Origin of the sequence: Aeromonas cavernicola (genome assembly GCF_002795305.1) — a bacterium.
Taxonomy (GTDB): domain Bacteria; phylum Pseudomonadota; class Gammaproteobacteria; order Enterobacterales; family Aeromonadaceae; genus Aeromonas; species Aeromonas cavernicola.
In genome coordinates this window covers 1-13,264 of record NZ_PGGC01000091.1, presented here as the reverse complement: position 1 = coordinate 13,264, position 13,264 = coordinate 1, and the positions used below count along the sequence as shown (strand labels likewise).

The 13,264-nt window shown below is 55.0% G+C and carries 12 protein-coding genes and 1 pseudogene; 4 read left to right on the top strand and 9 right to left on the bottom strand.

Going from position 1 to position 13,264, the window contains the following annotated elements:
- Positions 1–53: 53 nt before the first annotated feature.
- The 3 genes from ihfA to pheS are packed head-to-tail and all read right to left on the bottom strand — an operon-like array spanning position 54 to position 3,737.
- Complete coding sequence (gene ihfA, locus CUC53_RS10375) at positions 54–350, bottom strand: integration host factor subunit alpha (protein WP_100294093.1); 297 nt, start codon at positions 348–350, stop codon at positions 54–56.
- Between the two features lie 3 nt (positions 351–353).
- Complete coding sequence (gene pheT, locus CUC53_RS10370; protein ID WP_100294092.1) at positions 354–2,741, bottom strand: phenylalanine--tRNA ligase subunit beta; 2,388 nt, start codon at positions 2,739–2,741, stop codon at positions 354–356.
- A 12-nt stretch (positions 2,742–2,753) separates the two neighbouring features.
- Positions 2,754–3,737, bottom strand: coding sequence for a phenylalanine--tRNA ligase subunit alpha (pheS, locus tag CUC53_RS10365; RefSeq protein ID WP_100294091.1), 984 nt, complete (start codon positions 3,735–3,737; stop codon positions 2,754–2,756).
- Between the two features lie 394 nt (positions 3,738–4,131).
- Between pheS and CUC53_RS10360 the strand changes: the two are divergent.
- Positions 4,132–4,360, top strand: a pseudogene (locus CUC53_RS10360) (replication endonuclease); the annotation flags it as partial.
- Between the two features lie 115 nt (positions 4,361–4,475).
- Here the strand turns inward: CUC53_RS10360 and rplT are convergent.
- From rplT to CUC53_RS10330, 6 genes are all read right to left on the bottom strand, one after another.
- A complete protein-coding gene (rplT, locus tag CUC53_RS10355; protein WP_005300683.1) occupies positions 4,476–4,832 on the bottom strand; it encodes a 50S ribosomal protein L20 in 357 nt (118 codons plus the stop codon).
- A 15-nt stretch (positions 4,833–4,847) separates the two neighbouring features.
- Complete coding sequence (gene rpmI, locus CUC53_RS10350) at positions 4,848–5,045, bottom strand: 50S ribosomal protein L35 (RefSeq protein WP_100294090.1); 198 nt, start codon at positions 5,043–5,045, stop codon at positions 4,848–4,850.
- A gap of 86 nt (positions 5,046–5,131) precedes the next feature.
- Complete coding sequence (gene infC, locus CUC53_RS10345; protein WP_185219337.1) at positions 5,132–5,662, bottom strand: translation initiation factor IF-3; 531 nt, start codon at positions 5,660–5,662, stop codon at positions 5,132–5,134.
- Between the two features lie 21 nt (positions 5,663–5,683).
- Positions 5,684–7,612: a threonine--tRNA ligase gene (gene thrS, locus CUC53_RS10340; protein ID WP_100294089.1), complete on the bottom strand. Its 1,929-nt coding sequence runs from the start codon at positions 7,610–7,612 to the stop codon at positions 5,684–5,686.
- Between the two features lie 271 nt (positions 7,613–7,883).
- Entirely contained in the window at positions 7,884–8,879 is a 996-nt protein-coding gene (locus CUC53_RS10335) for a D-alanine--D-alanine ligase (RefSeq protein WP_100294088.1), read from the bottom strand.
- A gap of 213 nt (positions 8,880–9,092) precedes the next feature.
- Positions 9,093–9,701: a 2OG-Fe(II) oxygenase gene (locus CUC53_RS10330; RefSeq protein WP_201796747.1), complete on the bottom strand. Its 609-nt coding sequence runs from the start codon at positions 9,699–9,701 to the stop codon at positions 9,093–9,095.
- 308 nt (positions 9,702–10,009) lie between these two features.
- Here CUC53_RS10330 and CUC53_RS10325 point away from each other — a divergent pair, with 308 nt between their 5' ends.
- The 3 genes from CUC53_RS10325 to selD all read left to right on the top strand — a co-directional run.
- Complete coding sequence (locus CUC53_RS10325; protein WP_100294087.1) at positions 10,010–10,486, top strand: glutathione peroxidase; 477 nt, start codon at positions 10,010–10,012, stop codon at positions 10,484–10,486.
- 218 nt (positions 10,487–10,704) lie between these two features.
- Positions 10,705–12,093, top strand: coding sequence for a DEAD/DEAH box helicase (locus tag CUC53_RS10320; RefSeq protein WP_100294086.1), 1,389 nt, complete (start codon positions 10,705–10,707; stop codon positions 12,091–12,093).
- 156 nt (positions 12,094–12,249) lie between these two features.
- The coding region (gene selD / locus CUC53_RS10315; RefSeq protein WP_100294085.1) for a selenide, water dikinase SelD at positions 12,250–13,264 on the top strand (1,015 nt) is incomplete at its 3' end.

The window sequence follows — 13,264 nt, the reverse complement described above, 5'->3', positions numbered from 1 at the left end:
TTTTTTGTCTTGGGCGATCAGCTTAGCGACGCTGTTTAAGTAATGTTATCTAATTACTCATTCGGCTCGACGTTCTCTACCCTCGCCTTGAGTTTTTGACCCGGTCGGAACGTCACCACGCGCCGAGCACTGATTGGTATATCTTCACCCGTTTTCGGGTTACGTCCGGGGCGCTGATTCTTCTCTCGAAGATCGAAATTACCGAAGCCTGAAATCTTGACTTGTTCACCGCGCTCAAGCGCGTGTCGGATCTCCTCAAAGAAGGCTTCCACCATATCTTTGGCTTCACGCTTGCTCATCCCGAGCTGGGTGAACAGGTGCTCTGCAATGTCGGCTTTGGTAAGCGCCATAGATCAATCCCTCAAGGATGCATTCAACTCTTCACCAAGGGCCCGCACGACATTGTCTACGGTCTCGGCAATCTCTTTCTCCTCCAGGGTGCGCTGGGTATCTTGCAGAACAAGACTGATGGCTAGGCTCTTCTTGTCCTCAGCCATACCAGCACCCTGGTATACGTCAAACAAGTTTATTCCAACTACCTGATTTGCGCCAACTTTTTTAATTACTGCCAGCACATCACTGGCCAGAACAGCAACATCGACCACCACGGCGATGTCGCGACGGTTGGCCGGGAACTTGGACACTTCTGCCGCGACCGGTACCTTGGCTGGCGTGAGCGGGTCTAATTCCAGCTCAAACATTACCGCGCGGCTCTTGAGGCCCAGCTTTTTCTCGAGGCTTGGGTGGATCACGCCGATGTGGCCGATGACCTCGCCATTACGCAGGATGGCGGCACTCTGGCCAGGATGCAGGGCGCTGTGTTCGGTACGCTCGAAGGTAAAACTGGCCCCTTCGGCGGTCAAGTCCAGCACGGCTTCCAAATCCCCTTTCAAATCAAAGAAGTCAGCTGCGCGGGCTTTAATGTCCCAGTGCTCGTCGCTCTGGTTGCCAGTGATGATACCGGCCAGCATCGGCTCCTGACGGATGCCATTCTCGGCGCTGTCATCCTTGATGAAACGCAGACCCTGTTCAAACAGACGCACACGCGGCTGCTGACGGTTCTGATTGTAAACCACCGCCTGTACCAGACCCGGGAACAGAGAGACACGCATGGCGGACATCTCGGCCGAAATCGGGTTCGGCAGCACGATGGCATCGCTCTGCGGGAACAGGGTTTGCTGGGTCTTGGGATCGACAAAGCTGTAGGTGATCGCTTCCTGGAAACCGCGGTCAACCAGCAGGTCACGTACCCGTTTCAAGGTCACCTGCCCTTCTGCCTGCTCAACCATTGCCAGAGAGGCGGCGGGTTTGAGGTTCGGGATATTGTTGTAGCCGTAGATGCGGGCCACTTCCTCGATGAGGTCTTCCTCAATGGCGATATCAAAACGCCAAGAGGGCGCCAGCGCAGTCCAACCGTCAGCATCCACAGTCACCTGCATGCCGAGGCGGGTCAGGATTGCGATCACCTGAGCATCCGCCACGCTGATGCCGATCACTTTGTCGAGCTTGCTGCGACGCAAGCGGATGGGGGCCGCTTTCGGCAGATGGGCATCGGATTTGACCTCAATGACTGGACCCGCTTTTCCGCCACAAATGTCCAGCAGCAGACGGGTGGCTCTGTCCATCACCTTGGCTTGCAGCTCGGGATCAACCCCGCGCTCGAAGCGATGGGAAGAGTCGGTGTGCAGACCGTAGGCACGGGCACGACCGGTGATGGAGAGCGGCGCGAAGAAGGCACACTCCAGCAAAATGTCGGTGGTGGTCTCGGATACACCGGTGCGGTTGCCGCCGAAGATACCGGCCATGCAGGCAGGACCTTTGGCATCGGCAATCACCAAGGTAGTCTCTTTGAGCTTCACTTCGTTGCCATCGAGCAGGGTCATCGGCTCATCGGCATGGGCGCGGCGCACCACCAGTTCCCCTTCCAACTTGGCCAGATCGAAGGCGTGCATCGGCTGACCGTATTCCAGCAGCAGGTAGTTGGTGATGTCGACGATGGCGTCGATGGAACGAATACCGCCACGGCGTAGCTTCTCTTGCATCCAGAGCGGGCTCTGGGCCTGCAGGTTCAGCCCCTTGATGACGCGCCCCAGATAACGGGGGCAATCGGCGGTTGCTTCAACCCGGATCGGGAACGTTGCGTCAATGGTTGCAACAGCCGGCGCCCAGGTCGGCTCGACCACGTCCACGCTGTTGAGCACGCCAATTTCACGAGCCAGACCCGCGATACCGAGGCAATCGGCACGGTTCGGGGTCAGATCCACGTCGATGCTCACGTCATTGAGTGCGAGGTAGTCTCGTATATCTGTGCCGATGGGGGCATCCAGCGGCAACTCGATGATGCCGTCAGCTGCAACATCTATTCCCAGCTCACTGAAAGAGCAGAGCATGCCGTGGGACGGCTGGCCGCGCAGCTTGGCTTTCTTGATGGTGAAATCACCCGGCAGGGTCGCCCCTACTTTGGCCACGCACACTTTGAGGCCCTGACGGCAGTTCGGTGCGCCGCAGACGATATCCAGCAGCTCGGCCTCGCCCACGTTGACCTTGGTCACCCGCAGCTTGTCGGCGTCCGGATGCTGGGCGCACTCGACCACTTCACCCACCACCACATTGTTGAACTGGCCAGCCACCGCTTCCACGGCGTCAACTTCCAGACCGGCCATGGTGATCTGCTCGGCCAGTGCATTGTCACTCAACTCGGTGCGGACCCACTCCATCACCCAGGATTTACTGAATTTCATGTTCTCTCGCCCTTACTTGAACTGCTTGAGGAAGCGCAGGTCGTTTTCGAAGAAGGCACGCAGGTCGTTGACCCCGTAACGCAGCATGGTCAGGCGCTCAACGCCCATGCCGAAGGCAAAGCCGGAGTATTTTTCCGGATCGATACCAACCGAACGCAGTACGTTCGGGTGCACCATGCCGCAGCCCAGCACTTCCAGCCACTTGCCGTTCTTACCCATCACGTCTACTTCGGCACTCGGCTCGGTGAACGGGAAATAGGAAGGACGGAAGCGAATGGTCAGGTCTTCCTCGAAGTAGTTGCGCAGGAAGTCGTGCAGAATGCCCTTGAGCTCAGTAAAGCTGGCATGCTCGTCAACCAGCAGACCTTCAACCTGATGGAACATCGGGGTGTGGGTCATGTCGTAGTCGTTACGATAGACGCGGCCCGGTGCAATGATGCGGATCGGCGGCTGTTGCTGCTGCATGGTGCGGATCTGCACACCGGAGGTGTGGGTACGCAGCATCAGATCAGGATTGAAGTAGAAGGTATCGTGATCGGTACGCGCCGGGTGATGAGCCGGAATGTTCAGCGCATCGAAGTTGTGGAAGCCATCTTCAATCTCGGGACCACGGGCAACCTTGAAGCCCATCTCGCCAAACAGGCGCTCGATGCGTTCAATGGTGCGGGTTACCGGATGCAGACCGCCATTATCAATGCGGCGGCCCGGCAGGCTGACGTCGATGGTCTCGGCGGCCAGCTTTTGGTTCAGTGCGGCGACGTCGAGGTCTTCACGACGCGTGTTCAACGCATCCTGAACTTGCTGTTTGGCCTGATTGATCACCGCCCCCGCCGCGGGACGCTCCTCAGCAGACAAGGCACCCAAGCCTTTCATCTGCTCGGTAAAAAAGCCCTTTTTACCGAGATATTTGACCCGGATTTCGTCAAGGGCGGCGATATCGCTCACACCCTCGATTTCGGCCTTGGCCTGACCGACTACTTCTTCAAGCTGTTGCATGTCTTCCTCGTCACCACTCCTAAAACAGGAGCATGTAAGCTAAATAAGGTCAAAGGACTGATAATACAAAAAAAGCCCCTGCGCTGACCATAGCTATCCCCCCGCTTTTCTCCCTAGCCATCATTTTGTTATCAAGAGCAGCGTCAACCAGAGCTTGCGATTTGTTTAATTTGCGATCAACATTATTTGTTTGTTGGCATATTTAGTGATTCAAACTATAACCCCCATGGCATCCTCCCGCTGAGATCATCAAGGCAGAACAACGTAGATTGCGCGCAGCTGTCGCTGACATCGCATGCAAAAGCAAAGCGTTGGCAAACGATCGAACACCTTTAGTTCAATATCGAAAAGCGCCGAGACGACTAAGCCCAAGCCCCTCCCCTTGATTGGCTTGTGGAATGCTCCTGTTTATGGATTTCGTGTTTGCAAGGCTCACCACGACGGCCCCTGCACTGGCACCTGTTGCTATTTATGCGCCCGGAAGATCGCACTGGGTGTTCGGCATCCTCCAACGCTATGTCCTGACCGATGACCACGAAAAGCTGGTACGGGATATCAAGGGCTGCTCACCCTTTACCGACTGTACTCCCCGCTTTGACTGGAAGGAAATAGACCCGGCCAAGAGTCCGGAATAAGCTTGATGCCATCAGGTTTGCCGTCCGAGATGGTAAAATCGCTATATTGCAGATACAAAAAAGGAGGCATGAGCCTCCTTTTAGCGTTTATAACAGAACTGGATTAAACCAGAGCTGCTTTAGCTTTTTCAACCAAGGCGGTGAAAGCCAGCTTGTCATGAACGGCGATATCGGACAGGATCTTGCGATCGATCTCGATAGAAGCCTTTTTCAGACCGTTGATCAGACGGCTGTAGGACAGACCATTCTGACGAGCTGCTGCGTTGATACGCGCAATCCACAGCTGACGGAATTGACGCTTTTTCTGGCGACGATCACGGTAGGCATACTGACCAGCTTTGGTTACCGCTTGTACCGCTACGCGGTAAACACGGGAACGGGCGCCGTAGTAACCCTTGGCGGCTTTCATTACTTTCTTGTGACGAGCGCGAGCGGTCACACCACGTTTAACTCTTGGCATTTTTCACATCCCCCCTTATGCGTACGGCAGACAAGCGACAACACGTTTGTGGTCAGCAGCAGAAACAAAGAATTTCGGCCCTAAATGACGCTTACGCTTGCTACTCTTCTTGGTCAGGATGTGACGCAGGTGGTTGTGCTTGCACTTGAAGCGACCTGAGCCAGTTTTTTTGAAGCGCTTTGCGGCGCCTCGGTTGGTTTTCATTTTTGGCATTTTATACTCCGCATTGTGAGTGACAACAAAATCGCAAGGCGAATTAACTCACGGGGCTGACCCCATGAGTTAATTTCTTGTGGGCCTTAAGATTTCTTCTTAGGTGCGAGAACCATCACAGCTTGACGGCCTTCGACTTTCGGGAACGATTCGACTACGGCCAGCTCTTCCAGATCATTCTTGACTCGCTCCAAAACCTTGATACCAAGATCTTGGTGTGCCATTTCACGACCGCGGAAGCGCAGAGTGACCTTCGCTTTGTCCCCGTCTTCTAGAAAGCGAACCAGGTTGCGTAGTTTTACCTGATAGTCGCCTTCGTCAGTACCAGGTCGGAACTTGATCTCCTTAACCTGGACGACTTTCTGCTTTTTCTTCTGTTCTTTGGTGGTTTTGCTCTTTTCGTAGAGGAATTTGCCGTAATCCATGATCCGGCAAACCGGCGGTTCAGCGTTCGGACTGATCTCAACCAGATCCACTCCAGCCTCAAGGGCCAAGTTCAGAGCATCTTGAATGGAAGTGATGCCAATTGCTTCACCATCCAAACCTGTCAGTCGAACTTCTTTCAGACGGATCTCTTCGTTGATCCGGTGAGCGCGGGCTTGCGGTTGCTTACCCAGTTTTTTTCCGCCTTTTATAGCTTATTCCTCCACTTTCTTGTGTCCACGGGTCTGAACTTCTTGGGTTAATAGCGCGATCAGTTCTTCAACAGGATACGAACCCAAGTCAGCCCCTTTACGAGTCCGCACAGCAATCTTACCGGCTTCAACTTCTTTGTCGCCGCAGACCAACATGAAGGGTACTCGCTTCAAAGTATGCTCGCGGATTTTAAAGCCTATCTTCTCATTTCTCAAGTCCGCTTTTGCGCGAAGACCCGCATCATTCAATGCATTGGCTACTTTCACTGCATAATCGGCCTGATTATCGGTGATATTCATCACCACAGCTTGAGTTGGCGCCAACCAAGTTGGGAATAATCCTGCGTACTCCTCGGTTAAAATACCGATGAAGCGTTCAAGTGAACCTAAAATAGCACGGTGGATCATAACCGGTACGTGACGTTCGTTATCTTCACCTACATAGGTGGCTCCCAAACGGCTTGGCAAGGCGAAGTCGAGCTGCACGGTACCACACTGCCAAGCTCGATCAAGGCAATCATGTAGGGTAAATTCTATCTTAGGTCCGTAAAAGGCCCCTTCCCCCGGCTGCAGATCGTACTTCAGGCCATTCAGCACCAACGCATCGGCTAGCGCTTTTTCGGCGCGATCCCACATCTCGTCAGAGCCGATCCGCTGCTCGGGACGGGTCGATAGCTTGACCACAACGTTTTCAAAACCAAAGGTACCGTAGACGTCATAAACCATACGGATACAGGAAGAGACCTCTTCCATGATCTGCTCTTCGGTACAGAAGATGTGAGCATCATCCTGCGTAAAGCCACGCACCCGCATCAGGCCATGCAGGGAACCCGAAGGCTCGTTACGATGGCATGAGCCAAACTCGGCCATCCGTAACGGCAAATCACGGTAGGATTTCAGCCCTTGGTTAAAAATCTGCACATGGCCCGGGCAGTTCATCGGTTTGATGGCGTATTCACGATTCTCTGACTGAGTGGTGAACATGGCTTGGGCATATTTTTCCCAGTGGCCTGAACGTTCCCATAGGACTCGGTCCATCATGAACGGGCCTTTCACTTCCTGATAGTCATACTCTTTGAGCTTGCTCCGGATGAAGGTTTCCAGCTCACGGAAGATGGTCCAGCCATCGTTATGCCAGAACACCATGCCCGGCGCTTCTTCCTGCATGTGGTAAAGATCGAGCTGCTTGCCGATCTTGCGGTGGTCGCGCTTGGCGGCCTCTTCCAGGCGCTGCAGATAGGCCTTGAGCTGCTTCTTGTCAGCCCAGGCAGTACCGTAGATACGCTGCAGCATCTTGTTGTTGGAGTCACCGCGCCAGTAGGCACCGGACATTTTCTGCAACTTGAAATGATGGCAATGGCGCATGTTAGGCACATGGGGCCCACGGCACATATCAATGTACTCTTCGTGATGATACAGACCAGGCTGGTCATCACGGGCAATATTCTGATCTAGGATTTCGACCTTGTAACTCTCGCCGCGTGCCTCGAACACATCACGCGCTTCCTGCCAAGAGACCTTTTTCTTGATAACGTCATAATCCTTGGCGACCAGCGCCAGCATGCGCTCTTCCAAGGCAGCCAGATCTTCATCGGTCAAGGTACGGTCGAGATCAACGTCGTAATAGAAACCGTTATCGATAACCGGACCGATCGCCATCTTGGTCTGAGGCCAAAGCTGCTTGATAGCATGACCTAGCAAGTGGGCGCAGGAGTGGCGCAGAATATCCAGACCGTCTTCGTCTTTGGCAGTGATGATGGCCAGTGAGGCATCAGCTTCGATCAGCTCACACGCATCCACCAGTTCACCGTTTACCCGACCAGCAATACACGCTTTAGCGAGGCCGGGACCGATGTCCGCAGCCACATCCATAACGGAAACAGAGTGGGCAAATTGACGTTGGCTGCCGTCAGGCAGAGTAATGATTGGCATTATATGTCCTTAATACAGTGGTGGCCCCTACCAAAGGCCACGTGCAATTTAAATAACTCTTTATATTTCAAGCCACTCACTTTGGTGTTTCACCATCAACCAAACGGTTAGTACACTGCGTGGTACACATCTAAATCGATGTATCGAGCTATCAATAATCCAAAAACGCGGCAGATTGTATCAAACGCCACAACTCGGGCAACAGCGATCGCCATAGCGCACCGTTACATGATTCCCTTGCGCCACTACGATACAGCGGCAATCTCTCCCCTTAACAGGGGCCTGCATTGTGCAGTATCTGCGCCAAGAAATGGTCAAAGCTGTGGCCATGGTGCGCCAACAGTTTCGGGAACATAGAAATGGAGGTCATACCTGGAAAGGTATTGATTTCATTTAATAAAATCTCACCATCCTCGGTCAGGAAAAAGTCGATACGGGAAAGATGGCTCAGCTTGAGCTGACGAAACGCCTTGATCGCATAGCCATGAATGGCGTCAGCTTGTGCCGGCGTCAGCCCTTGGGCCCGTAACGCCGTTTCGGTGTGACTAGTGCTGCTGTATTTCTCTTCGTAGCTGTAGAACTTATCCTGCGGCACACAGATTTCACCAGGGTAAGTCGCAACCAGCTGGTCGCCGTACTGATAAACAGCAACCTCTAACTCCCTCGGTTTGACCGCTTTTTCAATCAATACCTGATCGGAGTAACCAAACGCATCACGGATCCCCTTAACCAGTTCCGCATCGTTACTGGCGGCATAGCAGCCTACCGACGATCCTTGAGAGGCCGCTTTAATAAACACCCTGCCCCACTGAGCAAGCGCATCTCTTGCGGTGGCAATACTTGTCTCGTCCTGTTCGGTCAAAAATAGGTAAGGGGTATTGGGTATGCCTATCGCAGAGAGCCACAACTTGGTCGTAACCTTGTTAAAACAGATTTTGCTTGCCTCTGCACCACACCCCAAATAAGGCAACCCTGCCAGCTCAAGAAACGACTGCAGATCGCCGGTTTCCCCAGGGTATCCATGGATACAGGGCACGACGTAATCGACCACGCGCGCCATGTTATCGAAAGACAGCAGCTTATCGAGCCCGAGCTTACATTCACGGCCATCGGCACTGAGCCAGCGGTCGGCAAATATCTCGACCCGAGTCACATCGACGTGAGGTAACAGGGATAGTTGCTTTTCTAAAAAGTTGGCACTGCGCAGCGATACCTCGTGCTCGGCACCACCACCGCCACACAACAGCAAGACATGCATGTTATTCATCAAATCAGATCTCTATAGGAAAACGTGGCTCGTCATGATCAGTGATGATCGTGCCGCCCTTGGCACTCGACGCCACATGGCAATGTAAAGAAGCGCCAGTGTAGCAAGCTAATAAAAGGCTTGTCAGCTGACGGGGCCCTGATGGCCCCGTTTGTTAGGATAAATAGGGTGTACTCACCCGATATCATGAGGCAAAACAGAACAACCCATGGCTTATCGGGGCGGATCAAGCCGCCCATGTTGATGACCGTTCACCCGAAACCAGCCTGCAATGCTGTAACGAACCTGATTCGCAGGCAGCACCTCATGGGGAAATCCTTCGGATAAAAACAGCACCAATCGTCCCCCTTGCGGCTCAATGTCGATCAAAAACTGTTCACTGTCGTCATACATCCGCAAGACCCCTCCAGCCGCTGGCTGCCAGTCATTATTGAGGTAGCACACCGACGTCAGGCGACGATTTGACTGGCCAGCAAACGCATCGCGATGGCGCGCATAAAAATCACCACTATCGTAACGGGCAAAATGGGCCTCGTAATCAAACAGCCCCAGCATCAATGACTGATTGACCACCAAGCGCAATGCCTCAAGGCGGGACAGGTAATCGGCAACAGGTGAACCCAAGGTTGGGTCCAGCCAATGGATCTGATCACGGCGGATCTGGCGGTTAGCATGATGCAGCGCGGCGCGGCCGATCCCCGCCGCTTGCCATTCATGAGGCAAACATTGGCTGAGATGCTCAACCTCGTGTGCAGTTAAAAAATCATCCACGACCACCCATCCTCGGGTGTAAATGGCATCCATGGCAGCTTGATAGTCCAAGATTGGCTCACAGCAAGACGAAAGAGAGTGTGTTGTAACGGCAAACAGGTGAAAACACCAGCGGGCAATGGTTTTCAAGCGTATCTTGCGATCAATCCGCACCTGATCACGTCAATCCCCCTATGGTATGTTCATCCCTGATCCCTTCCCCTCCCCTTGCGTATTTACTGATAAAATGTGGCGCCCCTACGATATGAACCGCGCAGGGCCCTGCCAACAACGACACGGGCTGATAGCGGGTCGACACGCCACCATTCGTTGCGCTAACCGACCCGCATGGCCAACATACCGACATAAGGAATACGCTGATGCCACTGCCAAACCTCACCCTACACACCCTCAACGGCAACCCCTATCCACAGGATCAGTTGGTCGGCAAGGTGATCTTGGTGGTCAATGTCGCCAGCCGCTGCGGTTTTACCCCGCAATACACTGGGCTTGAAGCCCTATATCGTGAGTTCGGCCCAGCAGGCTTGGTGATCTTAGGCTTTCCCTGCAACCAATTCGGCCAGCAAGAGCCAGGGGATGCCGACGACATCGCCCGCTTCTGTACCCTCGATTATCCTGTCACCTTCCCAATCATGGCGAAATGTGACGTCAACGGCGAGCACGCTCACCCCTTCTATCAGTGGCTTAAGCGGCAACAACCCGGCCTACTCGGGTCAGAGCACATTAAGTGGAACTTCACCAAGTTTCTCATTAACCGAGAGGGCAAGGTCGTCGAACGTTTCGCCCCTCAAACCAAACCACAGAGCCTCACTTCATCCATTCGTGCGCTGCTATGACCCTGCAATCGCTCCCCCCGTCGGCGTGCAAGCAGAGCGCTACTGCGTGTAAGCCGCATATCTGCTATATTGCGCCCCCATATCATTTCTATGCGCTGGCCACCACTGCGTGACCCGCGCAATGTTGTGGCTGGCCACATTGGACCGCGTTGAACCGCGTTAAAGATTGTGGCGCCACGCGCTGAGCCCAAGGCTCACCAGAGGAGTCTCTCTCGACTATGTCATTTAACGAACTGGGCCTATCACCGCACATTCTGCGGGCCGTCAAAGAGCTGGGTTACCAGCAGCCAACCCCGATCCAGCAACAAGCCATTCCGGCCATATTGGCGGGGCAGGATGTGCTCGGCGGCGCTCAGACAGGCACAGGTAAAACGGCGGGATTTACCCTGCCGATGCTACAGCAACTGCTGGCTAACCACGGCCGTAGCCGTCGTCAAGTGCGGGCGCTGGTGCTCACCCCAACCCGAGAGCTAGCAGCCCAGGTTGGCGAGAGCATCATTAAATATGCCCATCACCTGCCATTTCGTACCCTGATCGCCTACGGCGGCGTCAGCATCAAGCCCAATCTGGACGCCATCAAACTGGGGGTCGATATCTTGGTTGCCACCCCAGGCCGCCTGCTAGACCTGCTGACCCAAGGTGCTCTGACCTTGAGCGAACTCGAAGTACTGGTACTCGATGAAGCGGATCGCATGCTCGACATGGGCTTTATCCATGACATTCGCCGGATCATGAAGGCATTACCAGCCCAGCGGCAGACCCTGCTGTTTTCGGCAACCTTCTCACAAGAGATCAAAGCGCTGGCCGATGACCTGCTCAACGCCCCTACCCTGATCGAGGTCGACCCCAGCAACACGGCCGCCGAGCAAGTGAACATGAGGGTGATCCAAGTGGATCGCGAACGCCGCCGCGAGCTGCTCTCCCACATGATTGGGCGTGGCAACTGGCAACGGGTATTGGTCTTTGTCCGCACCAAGCAAATTGCCGATCGGCTCGCCCAACAGATGCAAAAAGATGGCCTCGATACGGTCGCCATTCACGGCGATAAGAGCCAGGGCGCCCGCAACCGCGCCCTGAGCGATTTTCGTGAAGGCAAGGTACGGGTGCTGGTCGCGACCGACATTGCCGCCCGCGGCCTAGACATCGATCAACTGCCCTATGTGATCAACTTTGAGCTGCCGCAAATGGCAGAAGATTATATCCACCGGATTGGCCGTACCGGCCGTGCTGGGCGCGGAGGGGAAGCGATCTCACTGATAAGCCATGACGAACTAGGCCAGCTCAAGGCCATTGAAGCCCTGATCAGCCAACCCCTGCGCGTGGAGATCATGCCAGGGTATGAACCTAGCGGTAAAGCGAGTCGGCAGACATTGCCTGGCAGCAAACCAGTGCAAAATCCACCTCGGGATCGGAGTAACGCCAACATTAAAAAGGGCAAAGGCAAGCCCAGCACCGCTAACGCCAAGGGAGAGAGCAGCAAAAAGCCAGCTTCGCCTCGCAAGCGGGAAGTGGTGGGGGAGGATATTGGCTTTACCCCGATGCGGCGTCTGCCCAAAGCCGAGCGCGATAGCTACCAAGACAACAGCCGTGCTGAGGCGGAAGAGTAAACAGAGCATAACCTTTGCATCATCATGGGGAACGCGGGCACATACCGCGCCCCATCATCACCGCGAGCATGCCGACCTTCTGACCGAGGGTATTGATAGGCACAGCCAACATCACAACTGAACTAGCCCCACTGGGATGGGCGCTAAGGGGAAAATATGTCTTCTATTCGTCTGACCCAATATAGCCACGGCGCCGGCTGCGGCTGCAAAATTTCACCCAAGGTGCTCGACACCATCCTCAAGAGCCAGATCCCGGGCTTCAACGACCCCACGCTGGTGGTCGGCAACAGCAGCAAGGATGATGCGGCGGTGGTCGATATCGGTAACGGTCAGGGCATTGTCTCCACCACCGATTTTTTCATGCCCATCGTCGACGATCCCTTTACCTTTGGCCGGATTGCCGCCACCAATGCCATCAGCGACATCTACGCCATGGGTGGCAAACCCATCGTGGCCATCGCCATCCTCGGCTGGCCAATCAATACCTTGTCCGCCGAGGTGGCCCAGCAGGTGATCGACGGTGGCCGTCAGGTGTGCCATGCAGCGGGGATTTCGCTGGCGGGCGGCCACAGCATCGACGCGCCCGAGCCCATCTTTGGCCTGGCGGTAACCGGCATCGTGCCGCTCAACGCCATCAAACGAAATGATACCGCTCAGGTAGGCGACACCCTCTACCTGACCAAGTCCCTAGGTATCGGTATCCTCACCACCGCCCAGAAGAAGGGCAAGCTCAAGCCCGAGCACGAGCAACTGGCCCCTAACGCCATGTGTGCCCTCAATACCCTCGGCCAGCAGTTTGCGGCCTTGGCGGGGGTTCATGCCATGACCGATGTCACCGGTTTTGGGCTGGCTGGCCATCTGCTGGAGATGTGTGAAGGGTCCAACGTCAGTGCCTGTCTCGACTTCAAGGCGCTGCCCTTGCTGGACGAGGTGGATCACTACCTCGCCGAGGGCTGCGTACCGGGCGGCACCCTACGCAATTTCGATGCTTACGGTCACAAACTCGCGGTCATGGACGATCGCACCCGCAACATCCTGTGCGATCCCCAAACCAGCGGCGGCCTGCTGGTCGCGGTTGGCACAGAGAGCGAAGCTGAGCTGCTCGCCATCGCCCGTGAGGCAGGCCTTGCGCTATCGCCCATCGGCCAGATCCGCGCCCTTGATGGTGACC